At 67.3% G+C, this 26,377-nt stretch carries 28 protein-coding genes; 17 read left to right on the top strand and 11 right to left on the bottom strand.

The annotated features are described in order from the left end of the window. Together ON39_RS41100 and fabD are read right to left on the bottom strand one after the other, a co-directional pair. On the bottom strand, nt 1–243 hold a 243-nt coding region (locus ON39_RS41100), incomplete at its 3' end, for an acyl carrier protein (RefSeq protein WP_040742343.1). 33 nt (nt 244–276) lie between these two features. Next, nucleotides 277–1,236, bottom strand: a complete 960-nt coding sequence (gene fabD / locus ON39_RS41095; protein WP_083895009.1) for an ACP S-malonyltransferase — start codon at nt 1,234–1,236, stop codon at nt 277–279. A gap of 204 nt (nt 1,237–1,440) precedes the next feature. Between fabD and ON39_RS41090 the strand changes: the two genes are divergently transcribed. Then, nucleotides 1,441–2,628 (top strand): FAD-dependent monooxygenase, encoded by a 1,188-nt coding sequence (locus ON39_RS41090; protein ID WP_040742341.1) that lies wholly within the window; start codon nt 1,441–1,443, stop codon nt 2,626–2,628. Between the two features lie 28 nt (nt 2,629–2,656). Next, nucleotides 2,657–3,364, top strand: coding sequence for a bifunctional 2-polyprenyl-6-hydroxyphenol methylase/3-demethylubiquinol 3-O-methyltransferase UbiG (gene ubiG, locus ON39_RS41085; RefSeq protein ID WP_051187761.1), 708 nt, complete (start codon nt 2,657–2,659; stop codon nt 3,362–3,364). 99 nt (nt 3,365–3,463) lie between these two features. Here ubiG and ON39_RS41080 read toward each other — a convergent pair whose 3' ends face one another. From ON39_RS41080 to ON39_RS41070, 3 genes are read right to left on the bottom strand one after another with little or no spacing between them, the layout of a single operon-like run. After that, the gene (locus tag ON39_RS41080) at nt 3,464–4,381 is read right to left on the bottom strand and encodes an SDR family NAD(P)-dependent oxidoreductase (RefSeq protein ID WP_040742340.1); all 918 of its coding nucleotides are present in this window, start codon (nt 4,379–4,381) and stop codon (nt 3,464–3,466) included. Next, nucleotides 4,378–4,896 (bottom strand): DUF2505 domain-containing protein, encoded by a 519-nt coding sequence (locus tag ON39_RS41075; RefSeq protein ID WP_040742339.1) that lies wholly within the window; start codon nt 4,894–4,896, stop codon nt 4,378–4,380. Before ON39_RS41075 ends, ON39_RS41080 begins: the two co-directional genes overlap by 4 nt. Before the next feature lie 39 nt (nt 4,897–4,935). After that, nucleotides 4,936–5,373, bottom strand: a complete 438-nt coding sequence (locus ON39_RS41070; RefSeq protein ID WP_051187760.1) for an ester cyclase — start codon at nt 5,371–5,373, stop codon at nt 4,936–4,938. A gap of 177 nt (nt 5,374–5,550) precedes the next feature. Between ON39_RS41070 and ON39_RS41065 the strand changes: the two genes are divergently transcribed. Further along, nucleotides 5,551–6,027: an allene oxide cyclase barrel-like domain-containing protein gene (locus ON39_RS41065; protein WP_040742338.1), complete on the top strand. Its 477-nt coding sequence runs from the start codon at nt 5,551–5,553 to the stop codon at nt 6,025–6,027. Here the strand turns inward: ON39_RS41065 and ON39_RS46535 are convergent. Then, the gene (locus ON39_RS46535) at nt 6,024–6,725 is read right to left on the bottom strand and encodes a TetR/AcrR family transcriptional regulator (RefSeq protein WP_146251364.1); all 702 of its coding nucleotides are present in this window, start codon (nt 6,723–6,725) and stop codon (nt 6,024–6,026) included. The genes ON39_RS41065 and ON39_RS46535 overlap by 4 nt on opposite strands. Before the next feature lie 143 nt (nt 6,726–6,868). On the opposite strand from ON39_RS46535, the gene ON39_RS41055 reads away from it, so the two are divergent. From ON39_RS41055 to ON39_RS41030, 6 genes are all read left to right on the top strand, one after another. Beyond that, nucleotides 6,869–9,100 (top strand): MMPL family transporter, encoded by a 2,232-nt coding sequence (locus ON39_RS41055; RefSeq protein WP_211336490.1) that lies wholly within the window; start codon nt 6,869–6,871, stop codon nt 9,098–9,100. 109 nt (nt 9,101–9,209) lie between these two features. Then, on the top strand, nt 9,210–10,022 hold the full coding sequence (locus tag ON39_RS41050) for an AfsR/SARP family transcriptional regulator (RefSeq protein ID WP_146251365.1): 813 nt from the start codon (nt 9,210–9,212) through the stop codon (nt 10,020–10,022). 118 nt (nt 10,023–10,140) lie between these two features. Continuing rightward, nucleotides 10,141–10,545 carry a hypothetical protein gene (locus ON39_RS41045; RefSeq protein WP_040742334.1) on the top strand — a complete coding sequence of 135 codons (405 nt, stop codon included), beginning with the start codon at nt 10,141–10,143 and terminating at the stop codon, nt 10,543–10,545. A gap of 32 nt (nt 10,546–10,577) precedes the next feature. Beyond that, a complete protein-coding gene (locus tag ON39_RS41040) occupies nt 10,578–11,057 on the top strand; it encodes a DUF1772 domain-containing protein (RefSeq protein ID WP_040742333.1) in 480 nt (159 codons plus the stop codon). Between the two features lie 96 nt (nt 11,058–11,153). Continuing rightward, nucleotides 11,154–11,894 (top strand): class I SAM-dependent methyltransferase, encoded by a 741-nt coding sequence (locus ON39_RS41035; protein ID WP_040742331.1) that lies wholly within the window; start codon nt 11,154–11,156, stop codon nt 11,892–11,894. A gap of 279 nt (nt 11,895–12,173) precedes the next feature. Beyond that, nucleotides 12,174–13,049: a cyclopropane mycolic acid synthase family methyltransferase gene (locus ON39_RS41030; RefSeq protein ID WP_040742330.1), complete on the top strand. Its 876-nt coding sequence runs from the start codon at nt 12,174–12,176 to the stop codon at nt 13,047–13,049. A gap of 63 nt (nt 13,050–13,112) precedes the next feature. On the opposite strand, the gene ON39_RS41025 is transcribed toward ON39_RS41030, so the two are convergent. Genes ON39_RS41025 through ON39_RS41005 form a run of 5 tightly spaced genes read right to left on the bottom strand, consistent with a single transcriptional unit; the run spans nt 13,113 to nt 18,170 of the window. Continuing rightward, a complete protein-coding gene (locus tag ON39_RS41025) occupies nt 13,113–13,964 on the bottom strand; it encodes an STM4011 family radical SAM protein (protein ID WP_040742329.1) in 852 nt (283 codons plus the stop codon). Nucleotides 13,965–13,966: 2 nt separating this feature from the next. Beyond that, complete coding sequence (locus ON39_RS41020; RefSeq protein ID WP_040742328.1) at nt 13,967–15,301, bottom strand: STM4012 family radical SAM protein; 1,335 nt, start codon at nt 15,299–15,301, stop codon at nt 13,967–13,969. Beyond that, a complete protein-coding gene (locus tag ON39_RS41015) occupies nt 15,298–16,119 on the bottom strand; it encodes an STM4013/SEN3800 family hydrolase (protein ID WP_246003194.1) in 822 nt (273 codons plus the stop codon). Before ON39_RS41015 ends, ON39_RS41020 begins: the two co-directional genes overlap by 4 nt. Then, the gene (locus ON39_RS41010; protein ID WP_040742352.1) at nt 16,106–17,212 is read right to left on the bottom strand and encodes an STM4014 family protein; all 1,107 of its coding nucleotides are present in this window, start codon (nt 17,210–17,212) and stop codon (nt 16,106–16,108) included. The genes ON39_RS41015 and ON39_RS41010 overlap by 14 nt, the downstream gene beginning before the upstream one ends. Then, complete coding sequence (locus tag ON39_RS41005; protein ID WP_040742325.1) at nt 17,205–18,170, bottom strand: STM4015 family protein; 966 nt, start codon at nt 18,168–18,170, stop codon at nt 17,205–17,207. The genes ON39_RS41010 and ON39_RS41005 overlap by 8 nt, the downstream gene beginning before the upstream one ends. 153 nt (nt 18,171–18,323) lie before the next feature. Here ON39_RS41005 and ON39_RS41000 point away from each other — a divergent pair, with 153 nt between their 5' ends. The 8 genes from ON39_RS41000 to ON39_RS40965 all read left to right on the top strand — a co-directional run bounded on the left by ON39_RS41000 (nt 18,324) and on the right by ON39_RS40965 (nt 26,376). After that, nucleotides 18,324–18,650: a DUF8820 family protein gene (locus ON39_RS41000; RefSeq protein WP_040742323.1), complete on the top strand. Its 327-nt coding sequence runs from the start codon at nt 18,324–18,326 to the stop codon at nt 18,648–18,650. 47 nt (nt 18,651–18,697) lie between these two features. Then, the gene (locus tag ON39_RS40995; RefSeq protein ID WP_040742321.1) at nt 18,698–19,702 is read left to right on the top strand and encodes a DUF6745 domain-containing protein; all 1,005 of its coding nucleotides are present in this window, start codon (nt 18,698–18,700) and stop codon (nt 19,700–19,702) included. Between the two features lie 136 nt (nt 19,703–19,838). Continuing rightward, nucleotides 19,839–20,678 (top strand): pantoate--beta-alanine ligase, encoded by an 840-nt coding sequence (panC, locus tag ON39_RS40990; RefSeq protein WP_040742320.1) that lies wholly within the window; start codon nt 19,839–19,841, stop codon nt 20,676–20,678. Nucleotides 20,679–20,720: 42 nt separating this feature from the next. Then, nucleotides 20,721–21,896, top strand: coding sequence for a serine hydrolase domain-containing protein (locus ON39_RS40985; RefSeq protein WP_083895007.1), 1,176 nt, complete (start codon nt 20,721–20,723; stop codon nt 21,894–21,896). Continuing rightward, on the top strand, nt 21,887–22,834 hold the full coding sequence (locus tag ON39_RS40980; RefSeq protein ID WP_063713469.1) for an ABC transporter ATP-binding protein: 948 nt from the start codon (nt 21,887–21,889) through the stop codon (nt 22,832–22,834). Before ON39_RS40985 ends, ON39_RS40980 begins: the two co-directional genes overlap by 10 nt. Next, on the top strand, nt 22,831–23,583 hold the full coding sequence (locus ON39_RS40975; protein WP_040742319.1) for an ABC transporter permease: 753 nt from the start codon (nt 22,831–22,833) through the stop codon (nt 23,581–23,583). The genes ON39_RS40980 and ON39_RS40975 overlap by 4 nt, the downstream gene beginning before the upstream one ends. 44 nt (nt 23,584–23,627) lie before the next feature. Then, complete coding sequence (locus ON39_RS40970) at nt 23,628–24,947, top strand: aminotransferase class III-fold pyridoxal phosphate-dependent enzyme (protein ID WP_040742318.1); 1,320 nt, start codon at nt 23,628–23,630, stop codon at nt 24,945–24,947. Between the two features lie 4 nt (nt 24,948–24,951). Next, nucleotides 24,952–26,376 (top strand): class I adenylate-forming enzyme family protein, encoded by a 1,425-nt coding sequence (locus ON39_RS40965; protein ID WP_040742316.1) that lies wholly within the window; start codon nt 24,952–24,954, stop codon nt 26,374–26,376. Nucleotide 26,377 lies beyond the last annotated feature (1 nt).

Here is a 26,377-nt window from a genome sequence, read left to right as displayed (position 1 = left end):
GCTCACGATCTCGTTCTCGTCACCGAACTCGTCGTCGGGGATGCCGCCTTGGATGGCGTCGCCGATGTCGGCGGCCTGCACCTTGACGCCGGTTTTGCGCTCGATCCGGAACAGGATGTCGAGCAGATCGATGGACTCGGCGCCCAGCTCATCGATCAACGTGGACTCGACGGTGACTTCGTCGTCGTCCAGCCCGAGCGCGGCGGCGACGGATTCGATTGTGGCTTCGGTGATTTCGGTCATCGGTTTCCTCTTCGATCGGTGGTGCGAATGGGTTCAGGCGGCCGTGCTTCGGCTCGTGGCGAGGGCCGCGACCACGGCGTCCAGTGATTTGGTGGTGCCGGTGCCGAAGACGGCCAGCTCCGGGGCGATGCGTTTGGCGAATCCGGTGAGTGCGCGCCCCGGCCCGACCTCGAGCAGCGTCGTGCAGCCTTCGGCGATCGCGGTGCGCACCACGGCGACCCACTGCACGCCGCCGCTGAGCTGGCGCCGCAGCAGCTGCTCGGCTTCGGCGCCGGTGCGCACCGGGGCGGCGGTCACCGAGCTGAGCACCGGCAGCCGGGGATCGGCGAAGCGATGACGGTCCAGTTCCGCGCCGAACTCGGCCGCGATCGCGTCCATCAGCGACGAGTGGAACGGCGCGCCGACCTCGAGCCACACGCATTTGTGCGCGCCCGCCTCGCCGGCCGTGCGTTCGATCTCGGCCAGGGCGGTCACCGTGCCGGATACGACGGTTTGCTCGGGTTCGTTGTAGTTCGCGACGTCCGCGCCGACGACACGGTCGCACAACTGCTCGACGGTTTCGGCGCTCAGGCCGATCACCGCCAGCATCGCGCCAGGAACGCGCTGCGCCACTTCCGCCATGAGCTCCCCGCGCCTGGCCACCAGGCGCAGAGCCTGCTCGTAGGTGAGCACACCCGCCGCGGCGAGGGCCGCGAACTCGCCGAGGCTGTGGCCGGCGACCATGTCCGGCTCGAAATCGTTGGCCTGCAGCACATTCCATATCGCGAGACTGGTGGCGACCACAGCGGGCTGGGTCAGCTCGGTGCGACGCAGATCGGCCTCGTCGCCCGTGGTGCACAGCTCGGTGATCGGCAGGCCGAGTGTCGCGTCGGCGGTCGCGAAGACGGCGGCGGCTTCGGGATGGTCGGCGCACAGCGCGGCGGCCATGCCACGACGTTGCGAACCCTGACCGGGAAACATGGCCAGAACGGCTCCGTCTAGTCGGATTGCCATCGATTCTTCTCCTCGTTTGCTGATTAGCGCTATGAGCATGCATGGCCGGGCTGTGCCGGACGCTGGACCGCGCGCTGGCCGAATGGCTTGCAGATCACTGGGAGATCAACCGGTTTCGGCGTGCCTCGAGACATACTCGAGGCGCCCGGCCAGAAAGCGCCGCGACGCTGGTCGCGAACGAGCCACACAGTGTCGGGAGGCAGCATGACAAGTACGCGAGGCACGCGGGTGCTCATCGCCGGCGGCGGAATCGGCGGCCTGGCAGCGGCACTCGCTCTGCAGCGCAGCGGATTCCATCCGGTCGTCTTCGAACGCTCGGAGTCGCTGCGTGACGGCGGCGCCGGACTGCACATCTGGACCAACGGGACCCTGGTGCTCGATCATCTCGGCGTGGCCGACGAGGTCCTGAAAATCGCGCCGAGACAAGACATCTGCCGCTTCGGCTCACACCGCGGCGAGCTGTACGGCGCCTGGGATGTCGGCGGCTTCACCGAGAAGTACGGTCGCCCGACCATCGCCGTGGAGCGCTCGGTGCTCCACGGCGTGCTCGGTGCCGCGCTGGACGGAGACGTCGTCCGCACGGGCGCCCGCGTCGTCGGCTTCACCCAGGACGAGGCCGGCGTGACGGTGCGGCTGGCCGACGGCGGGTCGATCACCGGCGATCTACTGATCGGCGCCGACGGCATCCACAGTGCCGTGCGCGCTCAACTGCTGGGCGACACCCCGCCTCGATACAACGGGTACATCGCCTGGCGCGGTAAGGCCAGGATGCACCATGAACTGATTCCACCGGGCACGTTTCACGCGCTGTTCGGTCCGGGTACCCGATTCACCTACTACGACGTCGCGCCCGGTGTCGTGCACTGGATGAGCGTGGCCAACGGCCCGCCCGGAGGGCGCGACAACGGCAGTGCGGCAACACTTCTCGCACAGCGACATCAGGACTGGGTGGCACCGGTCGGCGATATCCTCGCCGCTACCCCGGAAAGCGCGATCATCCGCAGTGACGTCATCGATCGGCCGCCGGATCGGCGCTGGGGCACAGGACGGGTCACGCTGCTCGGCGACGCCGCGCACCCCATCACCTTCAATATCGGCCAGGGCGCCTGTCAGGCGCTCGAGGATGCGGCGATCCTCGCCGAAACACTCGCCGAAGCCGCGGATCTACCGCGCGCGCTGCGCACCTACGAAGCACAACGCCGCCGCCGCACCGCGGCGATGCAGCGCACCGCCTGGCTGATCGGGCGCATGGGCGCGGTGGAGCATCCGCTGCTCATCCGGCTGCGTGCGGCCGCCATGCGGCGGGCGTGGCGGCGAATGGCCTTCCGCGCCGCGGAACGCGACCAGATCTCCTACGCGACGCGATGGTCCCCATCGCCGGCGACGAAGTGAACTCCGACCATCTACGGACAGGAAACACATGACCGAGCACTCGATCGACGACCATTTCTTCGCGGCCTTCGCCGACAGTTGGTGGCACGACGACTCCGTGATGAAAGGCCTCGCCTCGTTCCAGAAACCACGGTTCGAGTACTTCGACAGGTTCATCGATACCTGGAAGGGCAAGAAAGTACTCGACGTGGGGTGCGGCGGTGGCTTCACCACCGAATACCTGGCCGCGCGCGGCGCCTCGGTCAGCGGCGTCGACCCGGCCCCGCGACTGATCGACGCTGCCCGCGCGCACGCTGAGCAGCAAAAGCTGTGGATCGACTACCAGGTCGGCAGCGGAGAAAGGCTGCCGCACCCCGACGCCGCGTTCGACATCGTCACCTGCGTCGACGTGCTAGAGCACGTGGCGGATCCGGCACGGACGGTGCGCGAGATCGCTCGGGTGCTCGCTCCCGGCGGAATCTTCCTGTACGACACCATCAATCGCACTTTTCTCGCGCGTCTCACGATGATCTGGATGCCGGAGTACGTGCTGAAGATCGTCCCGAAGGGCGCGCACACTCATGCCGACTTCATCAAGCCCGCCGAGATGCGCCGGTACCTGCGGGACGCGGAGCTGACCCCGCTCGACAAGATGCGAGGTCTGACGATCCTGGGACAGCGTAAAGACGGCAGCCTGGTCATGCGGCGAACCTGGGACACATCCGCCACTTACCTGAGCGCCGCGAGGAAGAACTGAGTACGTCTCCGGCCGAGATCGGTGCCGTCGCGGGATGGCGACGTCAGATCGGTCCCGGCCGGAGACGTCAGCGGCCGAATTCTGCGGGCCGGCCCGGAGTTACGCGGGCCGGGCCCGGCGGACCAGCCGCTCGGAGACTTCCCACAGCTCGCCGGCGCGTTCGCGATCGTAGGATTCCGCGGCGCTGGGCAGTTCGTCTCGACCGGTGAAATAGCGGCGCGTGGTCTGCGCGAGCTCGGGCGCCGTCGCCAGCCACGCCAGGTCGCCCGCCGATCGGTGCAGCGGCCGGGCCACCGGCACCAGCCACCGGATCAACGGTGCCATCAATCGATATCCCTGACGCAGCGGCGTCGGGTAGTTCCGGGACAGACCGGTCTCGGGGATCAGCCCCGGATCGAAAGCAGTGACCGTGATGCCGAGCGGCCGGAGGCGATCGGCCAACTCATAGGCGAAATACACATTGGCCAGCTTGGACGTCGCGTAACGAACGCGACCGTCCCGGCTCGACGCGCGTTGCCGCTGAACCGCGGGGTCGGCCAGTTCCGCGGGCGGCGCCCACTGTGGCGCGGGGAAGCCGCCCGACTTACCCGGTCCCTGATGCACATCGCTGGACACCACGATGATCCGCGCACCCGGGCCGAGCCGATCGACCAACTCGGTGACCAGTTGAAAATGGCCGAGATGATTTGTCGCGAAGGTCATCTCGTATCCGTCGGCGGAGGTCTCGACCCCGCTGACGATCTGCACGCCCGCGTTGCAGATGATTCCGGCGAGCCGTGTCTCCCGCGCGGTGATCCGTGCCGTCGCCTCCCGCACCGAGTCGATCGACGCCAGGTCGAGTGGGATCGTGTCCAGCGAGGCATCGGGAACCTCGGCCAGGATCGCCTGCTTCGCGCGCACGGCCCGATGGGTGTCACGGCAACCGAGCAGCGTCGGAACGCCCTGGTGCGCCAGACTTTTCGCGGTGGCCAGGCCCAAACCTGAAGTGGCCCCGGTGATCAGGAAAGGATCGTTCACCGTTCGCGCTGTCTGTTCGACGCGACCCACGACGAGGTGAATTCGGCGATCGCGGCCATCTCCTTGCCGACGTCGCCCGCGATACCGGACTCGACGGCCCTGCCGAGCATCGGAATACGCACCTCGACCTGCCCCTCGAACGCCATCGTCGAACTCGCGGCATCGGCGCCGCGAAGGACCAGGGCCGCCGACAGCGAGATCGGTGTGCCGACGACATCGGCCCGCATCGTGCCGTGGGCGGTGTCCTCGACGAACGGCCCCCATGATTCATTGACTTCCAAGCGGACCGACGACGGAATGAGGTCGGCCAGTTTGCCCGGCAATCGTCCGGCCGGCGCGGGCTTCGAGATCGAGACCTTGGTCGCCGTACCGTCGAACTCGAACGATGTCAGGTCCGCGCCGGCGCCGTCCAGTGCGGCGACGCGGTCGCGCCAATACTCGCGAGCGGTGAGTGCCCGGTAGATGTCGGCGGCCGGATACGGGTGCTGCGAGGTGCGAATGATATTGCGTGACATGGTGACTCCCTTCGAGTTACCTGCGAACGTGCGGGGACGTCAGCTGACGCGCGGCGAACTCCACTTGAACGTGAGCCCGAGCGCACGACGCATGTTCTGATCGAATCCGATCGACCACCGCTCGGCGATCAGCCCTTGGTCGACTCGGAAGACCACCAGCGCATTGAAGCTGACCGGCTGTCCGGTCGGTGGAATATTGAGCACCTCGCCGAGATGCGTTCCCGCCCAGGTGTTGTGGCAGGCCACCAACCCGTCGTGGGCACTCATCTCGTGAGTGGTGACGACCAGATCGGGGCATACGGTCCGCATCAGGCCGATGGAGGTGTGCGCACCTTCCGGCCCCTTGTCCGGCGCGCCCGGAAACGGTTGATGATCGATGTATCTGGGGGAGTAGATCGCATAGGCGATATCGAGGTTGCCCTGGGTCGCCATCTCGTCGAAGACGCGGCGCACGATCGCCTTGTCCGCCTCGGACATCGAATCTCCTGACTGCCGGTGGATGTGGTGCCTATGACGATCACACCGCGGGGTTGGCGGAAAGCTCGAGCACGCCTTGACTCGAGCACCCCTCGAGCGTGTCGCCCAGTTCGGCCGGAGAAAGTAGCGATCGGGACGGCGTCGCCGTTCGGACGGCGCCGAACCGAGGAGATCACCGTGCGAAGTATCAAAACCGCGTTGCTCGCGTCCGCCGTGCTCGTGCTCGTCCCGGCGACCGTCGCCGAGGCCGACCCCGCCGAGCGCGAGGTGCGGGTGTACGAGACGATGGTGTCGCTGGAGATCACCGGTATGGTCGGCAGCTACTCCTACACCATTCACGACGAACCCGACGGCCCGGTCGTCGGCCGGACAGTGGGCTACTGCCAGGTGTTCTTCCAGGATCCCGGCAGCGGCGACCTCTACTCGTTCTGTGACGACACCATGACCTTTCACGGCGGCACCCTGCGCAGCTTCGGAGTCATCGACATGACGACCGCCTACCGGGGAGTGCCGATCACGCTCGCCGTCACCGGCGGCAGCGGGCCGTTCGCCGGGCGGTTCGGCACCAGGTACTGGGTGGCCCAGGCGCCGCGGACCGACGACTCGCGCTCCCAGATAGTCACCGCCACTTCGGATTTCACCTTCGTCAACTAACGCTCGCGGATCACCTCGGCCGCCGCGGCACGCCGTCGGGCGCCGGCCCTCGACGTGCGCGCGGACGCGGCGGCCGGGCGTAGCTGGGCGTCGAACAGCGGGGCCAGCGACGCGAGCATCAGCTGCTTCCCCTGCTCGACGTCGCCCACCGCGCGTCCGCTCATGGTCAGTGAGACGAAACCATGGAGATAGGCCCACACCGTATTCACCGCCCCGACCGGATCGGCCAATCGCGATCCACGCTCGGCCGCAATGGATTCCAGCACGCCGAGGAAGATGCGGAAGCTGTGTTCGACCTCCTCGGGCATGTCGTCCGCGGCGAACGACACCCCCGCCTGCCCGTTCATCGCCTGATAGAGCTCGGGCGCGGCGAAGGCGAAGTCCCAGAACGCCGCGCCGACCGCGATCAGTCTGGTGTCGGCCGAACCCTGCGCGGCGTCGGCGATACGGTCGGCGATCTCCCGGAAGCCCGCGCACATCACCTCGGCCACCAGCGCGTCCTTACTGGAAAAGTAGTGGTAGATGACCGGGGACGTGTATTCGATGCGATCCGCGATGCGCCGGATCGTCACCGCGGACCAGCCTTGCTCGGCCGCGATGCTCCGTGCGGTCCGCAGCAATCGGTCCCGCATCTCCTCTCGTTCCCGTTCCCGTCGCCGGGCACTCGGGCTGGTGTCGACGTCGTCGTCCCGCTTCAAGGCCACTCCTTCCGTTGACAACAGGATACTGACGGCGGTTTACTATTTACCAGTGATAGAAGTTCGGTCATTGTTAAATACTTCTCAGTCCGTCCGGGTGCAATGAGCGGCGACATGGCAAGGGTCTGAAGATGTTCACTCAGTTGGCTACATTCATCGTCCGGCGCACACGCCTCGTGCTGACGATCTCGGCGGTGCTCGCGATCGCGGCCATGGCGCTGGCCGGCGGCGCGTTCGGCAAGCTGGAGAGCGGCGGGTTCGCGCCGGACAACGCCGAATCCACGCACGCACAGCAGCTCATCGACCAGAAGCTGGACGGCAATCCGAATCTGCTCGTGCTCGTCGAGGCCGTGTCGGGCAGTGTCGACGACCCGGCCGTGGGCGCGGCCGCCGCACGCGTCACCGAGGCCATGACCGCGCGATCCGACGTCGGCAATGTGGCGTCGTACTGGGCCAGCGGGGCGCCGGCGATGAAATCGCACGACGGTCGGTTCGCCCTGATCTCCGCCCACGTGAGCGGAACGGAGACCGAGAGCGGTAAGACCGCGGCGGCCATCATCGATCAGGACTTCGGCAAAGCCGGGGACGCGGTCGGCCTGCGTGCCGCGGGACCGCTCGCGGTCAACAACGACATCAACACGAGTGTGATGAAAGGGCTGGTACTCGCCGAATCCATCGCCCTCCCAGTGACTTTGGTGCTCCTGGTGGTGATTTTCGGGAGCCTGGTCTCGGCCGTTCTGCCCCTGCTCATCGCGATCCTGGCGATCGCGGGAACCTTCGCCGAACTATCACTGCTCGCGAACCTGACGCCGGTGAGCCTGTTCGCCACGAACCTGACCACCGCGATGGCCCTCGGGTTGGCCATCGATTACGCGCTGCTGACGGTCAGCCGCTTCCGCGAGGAGCTGGCGCATGGTCTCGGTACGGCCGAAGCCGTTGTCAAGACGGTCGAGACGGCGGGCCGGACCATCGTGTTCAGTGCCGGTACGGTCGCCGCCGCGCTGGCCGCGGTCCTCGTATTCCCCTCCACGTTCCTACGGTCGCTCGCGATGGCCGGCATCGGCGTCACCGTCATCACCGCGGCGACCGGCGTCGTTCTCCTGCCCGCGCTGCTGGCCGTGCTCGGGCCACGGATCGACGCCGTCCGACTGCCGTTCCTCGGCCGAAGCCGGACCCAGGAATCCCGCACCTGGGGAAGGCTCGCCGCCGCGGTGATGCGGCATCCGCTGCGTACGGCGCTGCCGGTGCTGATCGTGCTGTTCGTCGCGGCCATACCGCTGCTGCGCATCGAGTTCGCCACCGTCGATGATCGATCCCTGCCTGCTTCGGCGAACAGCCGAGTGGCACACGAGATCCTGCGCACCGATTTCGACGGCGACAGCACCGCGACGATCAACGCGGTCACCGCCGCCCCGGTGCGGGCCGAGGCGCTCGGCGCGTACGCGCAAAAGCTGTCCACGCTGCCCGATGTCAGCCGGGTGGCGAGCCCGGCCGGGCTGTACGTCAACGGTCAGGCCGCGGGGCCGAGCCCGCGGCGGCTGGACGCGCCGGGAGTTCAGCAGGTCGTGATCTCACCCGTCCCGGAGATCCGAGCCGAGTCGACCGCGGCGCAGGACCTCGTCCACGCGGTGCGCGCCGTGCCGACGCCGGAGGGCGCCGCGTTCCTGGTCGGCGGCCCCACCGCCACCCTCATCGACACCAAGGACGCGATCAGCTCACGCATACCCTGGGCGCTCGCGCTGGTGATCATCACCAGTTTCGTGGTGCTGTTCCTCTTCACCGGCAGCGTCATCCAGCCGCTGCGTGCCCTGCTGCTCAACGCGATCGGGTTGTCCGCGATCTTCGGCGTGATGATCCTCGTCTTCCAGGAGGGCCACGGCGCCGGCCTGCTCTCGTTCACCCCGCGGCCGCTGGACCTGTCCATGCCGGTGCTGCTGCTCTGCATCGCCTTCGGCCTGTCGATGGACTACGAAGTCTTCCTGATCAGCCGAATCAAGGAACTGCACGACGCGGGCACGCCGACCGACGAGGCAGTCGTCGAGGGGCTCGGACGGACCGGCCGGATCATCAGTGCCGCTGCGGCTTTGATCGCCATCAGCTTCTTCGCCTTCGCGCTGAGCCCGGTCAGTTTCGCCAAGTTCTTCGGTATCGCCGCCGGGCTGGCCGTCGTGGTGGACGCGACCATCATGCGTGGGCTACTCGTGCCCGTGACCTTCCGGTGGCTCGGTGATCACGCCTGGTACGCACCGCGTTTCCTCCGCCGTCTGCATGCGCGGATCGGAATCAGGGAGTCGGTCTCCAGTCCGCCGGACGACCGCGCCGATGCGGATTCCGTGGCCGAGGACGCGGTCGCCCAGCCGCTGCACCGCTCGTAATGCCCGTGAAATCTTTAGCTGGACAACGGATCTCAGATATGCTCTGCGCCGGTAGGCGAGGATTTCTCCTCGCCTCCGGTGTCTATCAGTGTTAAAATCGCTAGCGGCCGTGGTCGTGCCGCAGCCGGCGGCATCGGGGAGGCCGGGGGGCCATATCTCTACGGGGGCTAGCGTGAAATTTCAGATCCTCGGATCGTTGGAGCTTTATGTTGCTGACGCACCAATCAATCTCGGTCCACCGAAGCAGCGGGCCATCCTGCTACCGCTGCTCCTGGAGCCGAATACCGCAATAGGTTTCGACACCCTCGTGGAGCGAGTGTGGGACGAGACACCGCCGACCGATGTCCGAAATGTCGTGTATACCTACATCACCCGGCTCCGTCGGATTCTCGAGAGTGTCGATGCGGGCCGCCGTCAACACGCCATTCCGAGGATCGACCGGCGCAACGGCGGCTATCTGTTGGATATCGCGCCGGAATGTATCGATCTCCACCGGTTCTACCAACTCAGGAACAGCGCACGGGCGAGCGTCGATCCCTGGGAGTGTGCGCGCCTGCAACGGTCGGCGCTCGATCTCTGGGACAGCACGCCTATCGCGAACATCACCGGAGGCTGGGCGGGACGCATCCGTGAATGGCTGGATCGCGAACGGCTCGACACCATGGCGGAGTGGGCCGAGACGGAGATCATGCTGAACAACTCGGCGATCGTGATCACCGAACTGCGCAGGGAGATGGCCAACAACCCACACGCGGAACTGTTGATCGAGAAATTGTTGCACGCCCTCATGCAGACGGGGCGCACCATCGAGGCACTCGAACTCTACGCAACGGCTCGTGGGCGCATCGTCGAGACCATGGGCGCGGAGCCGGGGCCGCGACTCCGCGAGATCCACCGAGCCCTCCTGGCGGACGAACTATGAGCACGCCGCCGCGCTCGAGTTCGCGTCAAGGTTCCTGACCGGTGTGGCGCGAGATCCTTTTCGCGCGAGCTCGTTCGACGGAAATATACGCGTAAAACTTTGGCAGATAGGCGGATTCATGAAGAATCAGTACTTCGGACGACGACGGCAGTCCGCCGTCCGCGCGGTGGCGTGGATGCAGGGGTGTGCCCGCGTCGCGATCGGCGCCGGGATGCTGCTGAATCCCGCACAGGCGGTGCGCTCGTGGTCCGGCGAGTACGACGAGAAAGCATCGTCGTTGCCGTCGCGCGCCTTCGGGATGCGCGATCTGGTGCTCGGCGCCGGAACACTGTGGTCGCTGCATCGAGGCCACCCCGTCCGGCACTGGTTCATCCTGGCGGTCGGTCTCGAACTCATCGACTCGTCCGTGACCGTGAACAAAAGGCGTATCACCGGCAGAGCCGGGCCGCTGGATACGTGGGAGCTGCTCACCGCGTCGGGATTGCTCGGCGGAATTCTGGTCGGTGCGCTGCTCGACGAGTGAAACCTGATTCGCGACAAAGAAGGGAGCCGGCTATGGGCAACGCCACCGAGGGATTGCTGACCCTCTCCATCCTCGGCAGCGCCGTGGTGTATGGCACAGATGTGTTCTGCGCCATGGTATTACGGCCGACGCTGAGCAAGGTCAGTGACGAGACTGTGCTGGAGGTGATGGGCACCATGCATGGCATCGCGGACAAGCGAATGCCCGTTCCGGGCGCGATCGGGTGGGTCGCCTCGGCACTCGCCACCGTCGCCGCCCTCATCGACGGGCAGCAGCGCGTCGCCCTGCTGTCCGCGATCGCCTTTGCCGCGCTGGCTATTTGGATGGTGATCTATGTTCGGGTCAGTGCGCCGATCAACAAGCGGTTGACCGCCGCGGTCGGTGCTGGGGCCTCCGCCGGCATCGACCCCCGCGCATTGCAGCAGCGCTGGGACAGCGTGATCACCGCCCGAGCGGGCCTGCAAACCGTCGCCCTGCTCACCCTGTGCCTCGCCTTGGCCGACGCCCACTGAATCTCGCAGTCCGTGCGCCCCCTCGGTCTCAGGGCGCATACTCAGCGCGCGTCGTACCGGTTCGGAGGTTGTCCTGTCGCGAGGAAGAGGGTCGACATGCTTGGTGATGAGCCGATCACGCGGGCATACGAGATCAATGCCGAGTATTGGATTTCGATGGTTCGGGCGGGAGTAGATCCGTATCAGACACAGATCACTGATCCTGCGCTGTTGGATGCTATCGGGTCGGTCACCGGGTTGGATGTGCTGGATGCAGGGTGTGGGGAGGGGTATCTGGCTCGTAGGTTGACCGAGCTCGGGGCGGGAAGTGTTGTCGGGGTGGATACGTGCCGGGCGTTCGTTGATTCCGCCTCGAGGGCGGGCTCACCGCGGTGCCGCTTCATTCATGCTGATGTCGCGGAGATACCGTTGCCGGCGGGCAGCGTGGATCTTGTTGTGGTGAACCGGCTTCCGCACGGGTTGCGGAATGCGGGGCAGCGTTATCGCGAGTTCGCGCGGCTGTTGCGGCCTCGGGGGCGACTGGTCGTTCTCGGGCAGCATCCCTGCTTCTACGGTGCGCGAGCCGAACGATCGTCCGGACAAGTCGCGGTGGCGGAGTATTTCGCGGGGCGGATTGTGGAGCAGCACTTCGAGGTGGCGGGCAAGGTGTCGCCCGCTGCTTCGGTGCAGAAGTTGTACTCGCTGGAGGAGTACATCGGGATGATCACTGCGGCAGGGTTTGTGATCACGGGGATTCGGGAGCCGCGGCCGAGTCCGGAGCAGTTGCGGGACGATCCGCAGTGGGGTGTTCGGTTTCAGCGGCCGCTGTTTCTGCTTGTCGAAGCCCGGCTCGACTGAGTATCGCGCGATCAGGGCACAGCGGTGCCTGAGCGGATGCGTCCTGCGAAGACGCCGTAGCGGGTTTTCAGGCGTGGTAGTCGCACTGGGTGGGGAGGCGCGGGTCGTTGCGACGTGGCGGCGTCGGTGAGGTGGGAGGTGTGTTTATACTGCGTCGCCGGACATCTCCGGTTCGATGAGTCACCAGCTCGTTCTTCTGGTTTTCAGTGTCGTGTTATGCCCCGTGCAGATGGCCGGGTAGGTCGGTTCCATCCACCACAGCGCCACGGAAGGTAGCAGATGAGTCGGCACACGCCCTTTTATTCAGATGTCCAGTCGCACTACGATTTATCCGACGATTTCTTCGCACTGTTCCTGGACCCGACGCGAACGTATAGCTGTGCGTATTTCGAGCGGGACGATTACGACCTCGAACAGGCTCAGCTCGCCAAGATCGATCTGGCACTGGGCAAATTGGATCTGTTGCCGGGGATGACCTTGCTCGATATCGGCTGCGGATGGGGCGCGACGATGATGCGCGCGCGGCAGCGCCATGACGTCGACGTCATCGGGCTGACCTTGAGCCGCAATCAGCACGAGTACGCCAGTACGCTGCTGGAGCGGCAGCCGGGCCCACGGCACGCCGAGGTTCGGTTGCAGGGCTGGGAAGAGTTCGATGGTCGAGTCGACCGCATCGTCAGCATCGGCGCGTTCGAACACTTCCGCAAAGAACGCTATGCGGAATTCTTCGACTTCGCCTACGCGGCGCTTCCCGAAGACGGACGAATGTTGTTGCACACCATCGTGATGTACACCCAGGGTCAGCTGCACGACCGTGGTATCTCCTACACTCGGGACGACGTCGAGTTCTTGAAGTTCATCCGGAAGGTGATCTTTCCCGGCGGGTGTCTGCCCTTCCCCGACAGTGATGCTTTCGGCGGGGTCACCCAATTCGCGCAGGCGGCCGGGTTCGACGTGACACGCGTGCACGCGTTGCAGCCCCACTATGCGCGAACTCTCGATCATTGGGCGCAAGCGCTTCGGCAGCGGCGACCCGAAGCGATCGAGCTGTGCGGAGAAGCGACGTATGACACCTACATTCGCTACCTCACCGGGTGCGCCGACCGCTTCCGCTCCGGACTGATCGACGTGATGCAGTTCACCTGCGTGAAATAGCCTGAGCCCAGCGTTAATTCGACGCGTTGCGCCCCCAAAACCTCGGTGGTTCGGGCCCAACGGCTAGGACGGCATATCCGCGGGGATGCGTTCGAGGACTCCGCCGGCGAAGACGTCGTAGAGGGGGAGGGTTTCGAGATGGACGTAGCCGATATGGCAGTCGCAGTGGGTGAGGGGGCACGGGCGGGGGATCAGGGCGGGGCGGTAGGTGTTGTCGTAGAGGTTGCCTAGTGGGGTGGGGACGAAGTGGCAGCGGCGGACGGTGCCTTCGCCGTCTACGGAGATGACGGAGGAGCCGGTTCGGCAGGGTCGGCCGGCGGAGGTGTGGGGGTGGCGGCTGTAGGGGAAGAGGGGGTCCAGGGCGGTCCAGGCGGCGGCTTGGTGGTCGGTGTAGGTGTGGCCTTCGGCGGCGTTGACCCAGAGGTAGATGTGGTGGGGGAGGTCGGTGCGGAGGCGTTGGGCGGAGGCGAGATGTTCTGGGAGGCCGACTATTCCGACGCTGAAGCGGATGCCGGAGTCGGCCAGCCGGTGGGTCTTGTCGAGAAAGCGTTGGTAGGGGGTTTGGCCGGGGTGGTAGGTGCACCAGAGGGCGAGGGTGTCGGGGTCGGCTTCGGATAGCCAGTCGGTGCGGCAGCTGAGGTTGGTTTGGATGGCTACACGGTCGACGTGGGGTAGGTGGGACAGCTCGACCATGGCTCGTCGGTACCAGGATCGGGTGAGGCCTTCGCCCCATGGCGTGAAGAGGATGGACAGGCGGTCATCGGTCTGCTTCCGCGCCCAGTCGGTGAATCGTTCCAGGGCAGTGCGATCGGCGCGCAGTTGCTCAGTGCTGTCTCTGCGTTTCGCGAAAGGGCAGTAGGGGCAGTCGTAGTCGCAGGAGGCGAGCGGGCCGCGGTAGAGGATGGTGAGGTCCATGGTTACCGCAGCTCGTAGGCGGCCATCGCGGCGTGCACTGCGGGGGAGAAGAATTCGGGGCCGATCGCGTCGGAGTAGGCGAGCCCGGCGGGGGTGAGACGGAGGTGGTCGGGTTCGGTGTCCGACAGCCAGCCGCGGTCGCCGAGGGTGCGCAACTGGATCGGAAAGTCGTGCCAGGGATCGGTGTGGAATTGGCGGTGGTAGTCAGCGATCGCGAAACCCTCTGCCTGCAACAGTGATTGGAGCAGGTATCTGCGTTTTGATTCGTCCTCATCGATCACTCGCCCATACGCCGCGGTGCTGAAATTGGTTGTGGCGGTGAAGCTGTCGATGATGGCGCGCACTTCACGCGGGGAGACCGCATAGTCGAACGAGTAGTGCAGCCCAGAGGTGTAAGAACGGGCGCCGCAGCCGAGTCCGATCATGCCGTCGGTCTGGCACGCGTAATCGTCCGGCCCCTGAGGCGGGGCGTCGAGCCGTCGGAACATACGCATGGAGACCTGCCGATAGCCCTCGGCGAGCAAATGATCGCGTCCCTCGGTGTACCGCCGCAACCGCTGTTCGTCCCAGTCGAGGTCGGCGACGGCGGGATCGGCGTGGCGGCCGAGCCCGGTCAGCGGGCGCACATAGAGGGGATAAAGGTAGATCTCCTCCGGCCGCCAGGCGAGCGCGGCGTCCAGCGATGAACGCCAACTCGACTCGGTCTGGCCGTCGATGCCGTAGATGAGGTCGATATTGAGAACGGGGATATTCGTGTCGCGGATGCGCGCGAGGGCCGCCTCGACGTCCGCGCGCCGCTGGGGCCGAACGGCGGCGCGGGCCTCCTCATCGATAAAACTCTGCACGCCCAGGCTCAGCCGGGTCGTCCCGCGCTCGGCGAGCACCGCGAGGCGATCGACGGTGGCGGTGCTCGGCGAAGCCTCGACCGAGAGGGGAATGGACCGCAGGTCGGCGCCCATGAGGACCTCGGCGATGTCGCACAGCCGGGACAGCTCGGCGGCCTCGAGATACGTGGGGGTGCCGCCGCCGAAAGCCGCGTTCGCGAAGTGCAGAGACTCGCCTACCGCCGCGCGCACGTCGCGCGCCTGCCGGGTGAGCGCGTCGAGGTAGCGACCGGTCAGCCCGTCCGGCACGCCGACACGGGTGAACAGATTGCAGAAGCCGCACCGTATTTCGCAGAACGGGATGTGCAGATACAGCGAGAGGGCCTCGCGGCTTTGACCTGCCCACAGATCGGCGAGGGCGGGGCGGGGTTCCAACGGCCGGTAGGCGGTCTTGTGCGGATACGCGTAGACATAGTTCTGGTACGGCCTGGGTAGCGCGACGGTGTCGATCATGCGGAGGACTCCAAGAAGAAATGGCCGTAGGGGACGGTCCACACGGATTCGTGGCCGAGTCGATGGCCGGTGTAGCCGTCGTCGCCGTAGGCGGTGCCGTGGTCGGAGCAGACGATGGCGAAGCAGCGCCGACGGGAGCGCATCGCGTCGAACAGGCGGCCTACGTGTCGGTCGATGTAACGCAATGCGGCGGCGTGGGTTTCGCGGTTATCGCCGGTTTCGCGGGTGGCGCCGGGCAGATGGAACCAGTTGGGCTGGTGGAGCGCGGAAGCGTTGAGGAACAGGAAGAGTCGTTGCTCGACGGGCAGCTCGGCGACCACTTTCTCGGCACGCGAGACCTGTGCCTCGAACGAATGCGGCGACGCCACAGAGAAATCCGGCTCCCAGTGACTCTCCGCGAACAGACCGGGCAATACGTTGCCGAGCGCGCCCTGCTTGTTGAAGAAGCCGACGCCGCCGATGCATACCGTGTGATAGCCGCGATCGGCCAGTGCCCCAACGAGATCCGGCGAGTCGAAGACGAAGGTGCCGTCCGCGGTCGTCTCGCTACCGGCGAAGCGCGCGGCGAACAGGCGCGGATGCGGCCCAGGCGTCGCGGGCGTCGGCAGGAATCCGGCGAAGATGGCCTGATGGGCGGCGTAGGTGAAATTGCCGGGGGCGTGCCGCTTTTCCCACTCGCCGTCGGGAAGACAGGCGGACAGGTTGGGCAGCTCGCCGGCGGCGGCGAGCTCGGCCGCGACGTCGTAGCGGAGGGTGTCGAGGGTGAGCAGCAACAGATCATCGCGGCCGACGACCTCGTTCATATCAGGCCGGTGCATATCTTCCCTCCGGTGAAACGAATGCGGGTGTAGCGAGAATCTGCTCGGTGTAGGTGTCGACGCCCGCCGCAGGCCCCTCCGCCAACCCGGTGAGGCGCGGGAGCAGATCGCCGAACGCGTTGACCTCGCCGACCGTGAACCGGCGCCAGCCGATGGACGGCAGCAGATCCACACCGACGCACAGCGTTCCGGGAAAGCACGCGGCGGCCCGCTCACAGACGGCCAACGCCTCGCGCCAGCGACGACCCGCCGCCGCGCGCACGGCGGCGAGGTCACCACGCGCGCCGCCTAGGTGCAGGTTGGTCATCGGCGCGCGGCTGGTGCGAACCACGGCGTGGGTGGCGCGCCCCGCGACGACGAGGACCCGCAGGTCGGCGGTTCGGCCCGCCAGCGACGCCTTGGGCACCCACTGCTCGATGTGCAGCCCGTCGGGTGCGAGCCGATCTATGATCGCGGCGATCTCGGATTCGCTGGTATAGCAACGGATTCTGAGCGAGTTGTGCAGCCCGCCGCCGGGCGCGACCTCCACGGAAGTGGTCGCCCGCCATCGCCCGGACCGGGTCGACTCGAGCGCCAAGATGCCGGACGCGGACGACCCATGCGCGGGCTTCACGAAGACGCGCGGCATGTCGCGCAAGCGTTCTCGCACATCGGACCAGCCCGCTATCGGCACGGCGGCACCCGAGGTGGGGGAGGGCGGCACCGGCACGGCCGCGGCATCGAGGCGGGCATGACACAGCCGCTTGTCGAACAGCACGGCCAGCTCCGCCGGATCGTCGAGCCGGATACCGCCCCGCAGCGATCCGACCGCGTCGAGGAACCGCACGTACCACCGCGCCGAACCCTCCACGCGGGTCGGGTCTTTCACGCCGCGCAGCAACTCGTCCACGTCCGCGTTCTCACCGGGCGAGTCGAGTCGAACGATCTCGTCCCCGGCGAACTCGTGCCCACCGTCGCGGAGAACGTCGCGCCACTCGACGACCCGCGGGGCGGCGGCGCCCGATGCCAGCGCCGCCGCGACGAACAACCCGACCCGGCGATTCTCGCCGTTGCCGACCACCGCCCAACGCGTGGACGGCCGAGAATCACTCACCGACGGCGACGAAACGCCATACGGTGCCGTCGTCCTCATCCTCGTCGGACTCGGCGTCGCCCGGATCCATGTCCAGCCGCACCCCGGCGGGTTCGAGCGCTTCGGCCAGCCGAGTACGCATGGCGTCGGACAGGTAGTTGTGATGCAGGTCGAGAAAGGTCAGATGGCTGAGCGGCTGGCCGGTGAGCAGGGCCGCCACGCCGTCGTCGGTGAGCACACCCATGGAGACGTCGAGGACCTCGAGGCGCACCACCACCGGGGCCGACGCCAGCGCGGCGCAGATGTCGTCCTGAATCTCGCTGTTGCGCAAGCCCAGATGCTTCAGGCTCGGCAGCCGGGTGCCGGCGAGGATGGGCGCGAGATCGTCGATGTCGGCGTCGCCGCCGTACTCCGCCGTGCCGAGCCACAGGTCGAGGTGGGTGAGCGCGGGCAGGTCGCTGGCGGCGATGCCGCGCACGACCTCGGCGGGCATGCCGCCGGTCTCCACCGTCAGCTTCCGCAGGCGCTCGTGTCGCACCGCAGGAAAACGCAGCTCCTCGCCGCCGCGCACGCCGAACTCGGTCAGCTCGGGGAAGGCGTCGAGCAGCAGCGTCGCCTCGCCCTGATGGATCCAGGAGATCTCGCACTGCTCCCCGACGACATCGCCGACGAACAGCGCGCGCATCGCGGGCAGCCGATCCTTGGCGGCGATCAAGGCGTCGAAGATCTCCTCCGGCCCCGTTTCGTATATCTCGGCCCAGCTACCCACGATCAGCGCCCGCACGGCGGTGCTGTCGACGGCTTCGAGGAACTGCTCGAACGCCTCGGCCCAGGTTTTCTCTGTCTCGTAGGTGTCGACACCGATGCGCCAGGCGACCGAGTCCGCCTCGGGTAGCTTGCCCGAGAACTCCGGGTCATCGGCCGGGAAGTCGAACGCGGGCAAGCCGCCGAACTCCGCCAAGTGGTCTCCAACGGTCATGCGTCACTGCACCTTCCGGCCTGTTCTCGATGATGATCAGGTGAGTTCTACCAAGCCCCACCGACAACCCGGGAACCGGGCGGGACTTGTCGGTGCCCACCGCTACCGTCCTCGCCACGGCACCGATGTGGGGCCGCGGTGGGAGGAGAAATCATGTATCGGCAAGGCGACGTCCTGATCGTTCCGTTGGCGCGGAGCGCGGTGCCCGAGACGGCCGTGCACGCGGCCTCGGAACCCCGCGACGCGCGCGGACGGTTGGTCCTGGCGCTCGGCGAGGTCACCGGCCACGCGCACGCTGTTCCGAGCCCCGGCAGGCTGATTCGCGAGACGAGCGCGTTCGGGCCGATGCTGCTGCACCTGCCCGAGGGCGGTCGCGTCGTCCACGAGGAGCACGCGGCCATCACGCTGCCGAAGGGCTGGTACCGCGTGGTGCGCCAGCGGGAGTACGTGCCGGGTTCGGTCCGGATCGTCGCCGACTGAGCGCCCCGGTGTCAGCAAACCTCCAACGAGCACAGAGAGAGCAAAACGTGACGGAACGTGATGTGTGGCGGGCGATTTCGGCGCAGATCGGCCCCGGCGACCGAACGGCGGCGGAGGCTGGAGTGCGCTCGGCCTACCGATCGGCGGGCCTTCGCGAGCCCGAGCGAATCGTGTGGGCCGGTTCGCCGCTGACGGCGGTGCGGATGCTGTCGGACGGCAGCCTCGAAGACCGCGGCGGCAGTGTGCGCGAAGCGCTGCGCAGCGGTCCGTGGGCGGCCGAACGCGCCCGTGTCCACGCCGAATTGGGGTCGAGAGCCTTCAGCGAACACTGGCAGTCCACCGGCGCGGATCTATGGGAACTGACCCGGACCGTGGTGGAGCGCATCCGCGACGGCGTCATCGAGGCCCAGGAACCCGCACAGCGCACCCAGATTCGCCTTCTGCTGCTGGACGCGGTACTCGGCCAGCACGACGCCGCGTGGCTGTGCGCCTTCGACACCGCCGCGGGCTCGCCGCTGGCCGGATTGGCCGCCGCGGCACGGGAAGCGGGCTGGTGGTGGCCGTACGAGAACGTCGCCGTCCTCAGCGAGCGCCCCACCGAGCTGCACCGCGACGAGGCGGGCCGTCTCGACCGCGGCGACGGCCCAGCCCTGGCGTATACCGACGGTTTCGCGCTGCACGCGTGGCGCGGCATGTCCGTCAGCGCGGAATTCCTCGACAGCCTGCGGTCGCTGACGCCCGAGCGGATCCGCGAGGAGGAGAACGCCGAACTGCGCCGCGTCATGCTCGAGTACTACGGCTACGACCGCTACCTCGACGAATCCGGCGCGAAACCGATCCATCGCGACGAGACCGGCGTGCTGTGGCGGATCGAGCTCGACGGCGACGAGGACGTGGTGATGGTCGAGGTCGTCAACTCCACGCCGGAACCCGACGGCACCCACCGCACCTACTGGCTACGGGTGCCACCGACGACACAGACCGCTCGCGAGGGCGTGGCGTGGACCTTCGGGCTCGGCGCGGACACCTACGAGCCGGTGCAGCAGACCTGACCGAAAGCCCTTCGCGGTAGCCCGGATTCGAGAACACGGCGCCACCCTGCTTGTTAGGATCGCCGTGGGAATCGAGCGCGGAGTGTCACACGTCCGACGCGCCGAGCACCGTGAAGCGCTGAGGGAAGCAACGCCGATGATCATTGTCCGGAGTACGGCGGAGCTGGGCCGAGCCCTGGCCCGATCTCGCGAGCTGGGTAAGAGCATCGGCTATGTGCCCACCATGGGGGCGCTGCACGATGGGCACCTCGCGCTCATTCAGGAGGCGAAGAGGCGCGACGACGTGGTGGTGGCGTCCATATTCGTCAATCCGCTGCAGTTCGGGCCGAATGAGGACTTCGAGTCCTACCCGCGCGACGAGGAAACAGACTTAGGCCTGTGCGAGAAGGTGGGCGCCGACATCGCCTGGCTGCCGACGGCGGAGGAACTGTTCCCGCCCGGATTCGGTCTCACGGTCGCGGTGCCGCGCCTGTCGTCGGTGCTGTGCGGGCAGGGACGCCCGACCCACTTCGCGGGCGTCACCACCGAGATGTCGAAGATCTTGATCCTGCTCGCCCCCACCGCGGTTTACCTGGGGGAGAAGGACTTCCAACAGCTCGTGGTCATGCGGGCCATGGTTCGTGACCTGGGGCTGCCGGTGGAGGTCCGGGCGGTTCCGACGGTCCGCGAGGCCGACGGCCTGGCCCTCTCGTCCAGGAACACCTATCTCTCCCTCGCCGAACGCCCCATCGCCGCGTCCCTGTTCCGCATCCTGACGGACCTCACCACACAGCTACGGACCGAATCGGGCGAAGTCGCCGCCGTGCTCGCCGCCGGACGCCGACAATTGATCGAGGCGGGCGTGCACCGGGTCGAATACCTCGAACTGGTCGACAGCGAAACCCTCGACCCGGTGCCCGAGGCCACGAGCGGCAACCGGCTCGTGGCGGCCGTCCGGGTGGGTACCACCCGCCTGATCGACAACGTGGAGGTTTGACCCTCGGCGTCGTCGACCAGGCGCTGAAGTACGAATACGCAAATGGGGCGTCGGGGGGCGCGGGAGACGACGATGGACATGATGACGCAGCTGCTGTCGGCCATTTCGGCCGAGGTGGAGGCGCGCAGGCTGCCCGGAGCGGTCATCGCGGTCACGGCGGACGGATCGCTGATCGATCTGCAGGCCGTCGGCAAGCTCGACCCGTACGGCGCGCGGCCCATGCCGGATGACGCGATCTTCCGCATCTACTCCATGACGAAGGTCTTCGTCGCGCTGGCGGCCTTGCGCATGATGGCGGAGGACAAGCTGCGACTGGATGACCCGGTCGCCGAGTGGCTGCCGTACTTCGCCGGCCTCCGCGTCGAATCGGACGGCGCGCTGCGACCGCCGAAACGCCCGCTCCTGATCGAGGACCTGCTGCGGCAGACTGCGGGCATCGGCGGCGGCTACCACACCTCGCCGAACATCAAGCCGTACTACGAAAAGGCCGGCATCCGGAAGTACGAACACCGCGCCGGGACATACACCCTGGACGACGCCGTGCGGAACCTCGCGAAGCAGCCCCTCGCGGCCGATCCCGGAACGGTGTGGGAGTACGGCATGGCCCTGGATGTCCTCGGTCGCATCCTGGAACTGGCCGACGGCCGCCCCCTCGACGAGATCGTCGACCAGCGCGTCTGCCGCCCACTCGGCCTGCGCGACACCGGTTTCAGCGTTCGTCCGGCGGACCTGCACCGCGTCGCACAGCCGTCCATGGACCCGCCCGCGACGCCCAAAGACCTTGTGACACATCAGGAACGGCCGGCCTGGCTGTCGGCGGGCTCGGGCGGCTACTCGACCGCCGCCGACTTCGCCACTCTGCTGTGCGCGATCACCCCCGACCGCGACGGCCAGTTGTCGATACCGGCCCTGGGCTCGAACAGCCGCGCGCTCTTCATAGATCAAATCGGCCCGCTAGCCGGCAGCGGCCCCGACTATCTCCCTGGCAAGGGCTACGGCTTCTCATACGGGCTGCACGTGCCGAGCACCGATCCGGCCTGGTCCGCCCTGGATCCGCACGCGCGAACCGTCGGCTGGCTCGGCCGCGGCGCGACCTGCTTCCTCTACCACATCCCCAGCGGAATCGGCGCGGTCATGATGACGCAGTGCTATGGCCGCGCCGTCCACTACCGCGACCTCGTCCGCTCGATCGTGGAGCAGGCCGCTCCATGGACGTGACACCCGACGAACCGGTCGTCCAGGTAGAAGGCTTGCGAAAGAAGTACGGCCAGGTCCTGGCCCTGGACGACGTCGACCTGTCCATCGGCCGCGGCGAGATCTTCGGACTGCTCGGCCGCAACGGCGCGGGCAAGTCCACGACCCTCGATATCGTCTGCGGACTCGTCAAGCCCACCGCGGGCCGCATCCGGGTGTTCGGCAGCGACGTGCGACGCCACGGCCGGCGGGTGCGCAAGCGCATCGGCTATGTCCCGCAGGACAATACGGTCTACTTGGCGATGACGGTGTGGCAGAACCTGAGCTTCGCGGCGATCGTGCGCGGCATGTCGAGTGCGTCCGCCCGGCGCAGAGCGGGCGAGGTGATGGAGCTGCTCGGGCTCAGCGCGGTGGCCGACCGGGGCGGCGCCAACCTGTCCGGCGGTGAACGCCGCAGGCTCTCGATCGGCATGGGCATTGTGCACGCCCCGCCGCTCATGGTCCTCGACGAGCCGAGCACCGGCGTCGACATCGACTCCAGGCACGCCATCCACCACATCTTGCGCGAGCTGCGCGGCGAGGGCGCGACCATCCTCTACACCACCCACCACCTGGAGGAAGCCGAGATCCTCTGCGACAGAGTGGGTGTGCTCGACACGGGCCGGCTCATCGTCACGTCCGACGTGAAAAGCTTTGTGGCGCAATACGCCAGCCCGTACTGCGAGATCGTCAGCGACGAGGTTGCGGCCGTCACGACCCTGTTGTCGGAGGCGCTGCCCGACAGCGGAATCACGTTGCGCGGCAGACGCATTCAGGTGAGCGCGGAGAAGGCCGAGATCCTGTCGACGATCCTCGAGCTGCTCGACGAGAGCCGGCTGCCTGTCAAGGATGTGCGAGTGGTCCCGATCTCCCTGGAGAACGCCTTTCTCCAGGTCATCGAGCCCCGCGTGGCGGCGCGATGACGATCACCTGCGCCTTCGTCCGGAAAGAGCTGTCGACCTGGCGTCAGGACCCCACCCTGTTCGTCTTCCTCTTCGCCGCGCCGCTGCTGATGCAGGGTTTGCTCAGCGAGGCGTTCTCCGGCCTCACCGGCGGCGCGGGCGCGAACCAGACCGTGCCGGGCTTCACGATCATGTTCGGCTTCTACGTGATGATGTTCATGGGCACCGCGCACTACCGCGAACACGCTTCGGGCGCATGGAATCTCGTGAAGACCAGCGGCCTGTCCAAGGGGGTGATGGCGATCCAGCTCGCGATCCCGTACTTCCTGCTGTCCGCGGCACAGATGGCGCTGTTGATCGGCACCGGACGGGTGCTGTTCGGCGGAACGATCAACGGATCGCTGCTCGCCCTCACCGTGCTCATCCTGATCATCGCGTGGACCGCCATCGCCCTCGGCCTCGTGCTGATCGCGCTCACCCGCAACGTCTCGGCGATGCAAAACCTTTGCCAGTTGGTGGTTCTCGGCATGGGCGCGGTCGGCGGCGCGGTGGTGCCGGTCCGGCTGCTGCCCGCGTGGAACCGCCCGCTCGCGCCGCTCACCCCGCAGTACTGGGCAGTGGACGGCATGAAACGCGTGCTCGCCGAACACGGGGGATTGGCGAGCGTCGCGCCGAACCTCGCGGTGCTCACCGGATGGGCGTGCGCTCTGTCGATCGTCGCGACGTTCACCTTCGATCCGGGAAGCCGGCGTCGCGTCGCCATCCGCTGAGAACGTAAACGTCTCAGCGCCAAGGGAATCGGGAGGTGTCTCATATGGGAGAAGCTAGAGGCCGGGTGATCCAGGCCTGGTCGAGACAGGGAACCCAGCCGCCGCCGCGCATAGTCGGCGGCGAGGGCTGCCGCTTCTTCGACGCGGCGGGCCGGTCCTATCTCGATTTCAGTTCGCAACTGGTCAACGCCAACCTGGGTCACAGCCGCACGGAGATCCAGGAGGCGGTGCAGAAGCAGGTGGCCACCATGGCGACCCTCGGGCGGCCATGGGACGTAGAGATCGTCGACGAGCTGGCCGACCGGCTGGCCGAGATCACCCCGGGCGACCTCAACTCGTTCTTCTTCGCGTGCAGCGGCACCGAGGCGAACGAGGCCGCGATCCGTCTGGCGCGCGCGTACACCGGCCGCGACAAGGTCATCGCCCGCTACCGCTCGTATCACGGCAGTTCGGCGGGTGCGCTCACGCTGACCGGCGAGCCGCGCCGGTGGGTCGGGGAGCCGGGGGTGCCGGGCGTGGTCCGCATGCTCGACCCGTACACCTACCGCTGCCCCGCCGGTCATCCCACGCCGTGCCCGGTGTGCTCGGGCGCGCCGCACCTGCGCGAACTGCTCCAGTACGAGGGCGCGGAGAACGTGGCGGCGGTGATCGTCGAGCCGATCACCGGCATCAACGGCGTGATCGTCCCGCCCGACGGGTATCTGCGGGCCATCCGCGACGTGTGCACCGAGCACGGGATCATGCTGATCTGCGACGAGGTGATGACCGGGTTCGGCCGCACCGGCAGCTGGTTCGCCTGCGACCGGTGGGGCGTGGTGCCCGACATCATCACGTGCGCAAAGGGTTTGACCGCCGGCTACCTGCCGCTGGCCGCCGTCGCCGTGAGCGACCGGCTCTCCGGGTGGCTGCAGGACTCGGTCTTCCCCTACGGCTTGACCTACAGTGCACACCCGGTGGCCTGCGCGGCCGCCGTCGCCGCGTTGCAGGTCTATCAGAAGGAGCGACTGGTCGAACGCGCCGACCGTCTCGGCGCCGTGATCGAGGCCGCGTTACGCGAACTGGCCGAACGACATCCCTCGATCGGCGATATCCGCGGCAGCGGATGCTTCTGGGGCATCGAACTCGTCACCGACCGCGCGACCAAGCAACCGCTGGTCCCGTTCAACCCCGGCAGCGCGGCCGCCGAGCCGATGACGAAGCTGACCGCGGCGGCGTTCCAGAAAGGCCTGTACCTGCTCACCCACTGGAACATGATCGTGGTGTCCCCGCCGCTGATCATCGATGAGGCGGAGATCCGCGAGGGAATGGCCCTGCTCGACGAGACACTGTGCGTCGCCGACGAATACGTGGTCGGCAGCGGATAAACAGATGAAGCACAGCATTTCGGTCTGCGAGCTCGTCGCGAAGACGGCCGCGGACCGGCCGCAGGAACCCGCCGTCACCGTCCGCGGCTTCACCGCCGCGGACGAGATCACCTGGAGCGCACTGGTGGCCGAGTCGGGCGAGCGGGCGAAAGTTTATCGGCGCAACGGATTACGCGCGGGCGACGTCGTCGCGGTCGCCCTCCCGTCCGGCGTCGGCCACGTGGTGGCGACGCTGGCGCTGTGGGAGGTCGGGGCCACCGTCCTTCCCGTGGATCATCGGTGGCCGGCCGCGGTGCGGTCCAATATCACCGGCCGATACTCGCGAGGGTGGGTCGTCGAAGGGGACGACCTGGGGCTCAGCGCCGCGCACCGGCGCGAGGTCCCGACTCCGATTCCGGCGGACGGACTTCCGAGATCGGTCTCGCTGTCCGGCGGCACCACCGGCATCTCCAAGCTCGTCATCAGGAACCGGCCGTGGGCCTACACCGAATCCGGGCCGTTGAGCCCCGCGGAACAAGAGCGGGGCCTGGGCTACGGCCAGACGCAGATCGTCGGACTTCCCCTGTACCACGCGGGTTTCGGCGCGCTGTACCACGGCCTGGCGCTCGGACACCGCATCGTCATTCCGGGCAATGCCTCGCCGAAACTGTTCCTGGAGCTGCTCGAGTCCGAGCGGGTGCAGGTCATGCGGACCGTGCCCGCGCAGATGGGCACGCTCCTCACCGCGAGCGGCATGGACCGGCGCCGGTTCTCCTCGCTGGAGCTGGTCGTGCACACCGCTTCGCGGTGCCCGGAGCCGGTGAAACGCGGTTGGCTGGAGCTGATCGAACCGGCCAGGGTCTATGAGGAGTATGGCAGCGTCGAACGGATCGGCACCCTGAGCATCCGCGGCGACGAGTGGCTCGAGCACCCGGGTTCGGTGGGTCGGCCGATCCACTGTTCGGCTCGCATCCTGGACGAGTGCCGGCGTGAGGTCCCGGCCGGGACGGCGGGGGAGCTGTTCATGACCGACGAAAACGCCGCGCAGCCCGCGTATCTCGGAGTCGGGCCCGAATTGGCCGAGGCCGCAGGGCATTTCAGCGTCGGCGACCTCGCGTGGATGGACGCCGAAGGCTACGTGTCCCTGATCGGACGCAAGGACGACGCCATCAACGTCGGTGGAGTCAAGGTCTTTCCGCGCGACGTCGAGCGGGTTCTGGAGCGCCACAGTGCGGTACGTGACGTCCGCATTCGCGCCCTGCCGGACCCCGCGCTCGGAGAGGTGGTGTATGCCGAGGTCAGCCTGTACGACGGGGATCCGGAGCAGGTCCGTGCCGAGCTGATGCGCGGCTGCCGGGCCGAGCTGTCCCGGGCCCAGACGCCGCGGATCATCGACATCGTGGCCGACGTGCGCCGGACCGCCTCCGGCAAACTGCGGCGAAGGGATTGAT

The sequence above is a fragment of the Nocardia tenerifensis NBRC 101015 genome (assembly GCF_000308715.1).
Classification (GTDB): domain Bacteria; phylum Actinomycetota; class Actinomycetes; order Mycobacteriales; family Mycobacteriaceae; genus Nocardia; species Nocardia tenerifensis.
This window is presented reverse-complemented; position numbering and strand designations above follow the sequence as displayed.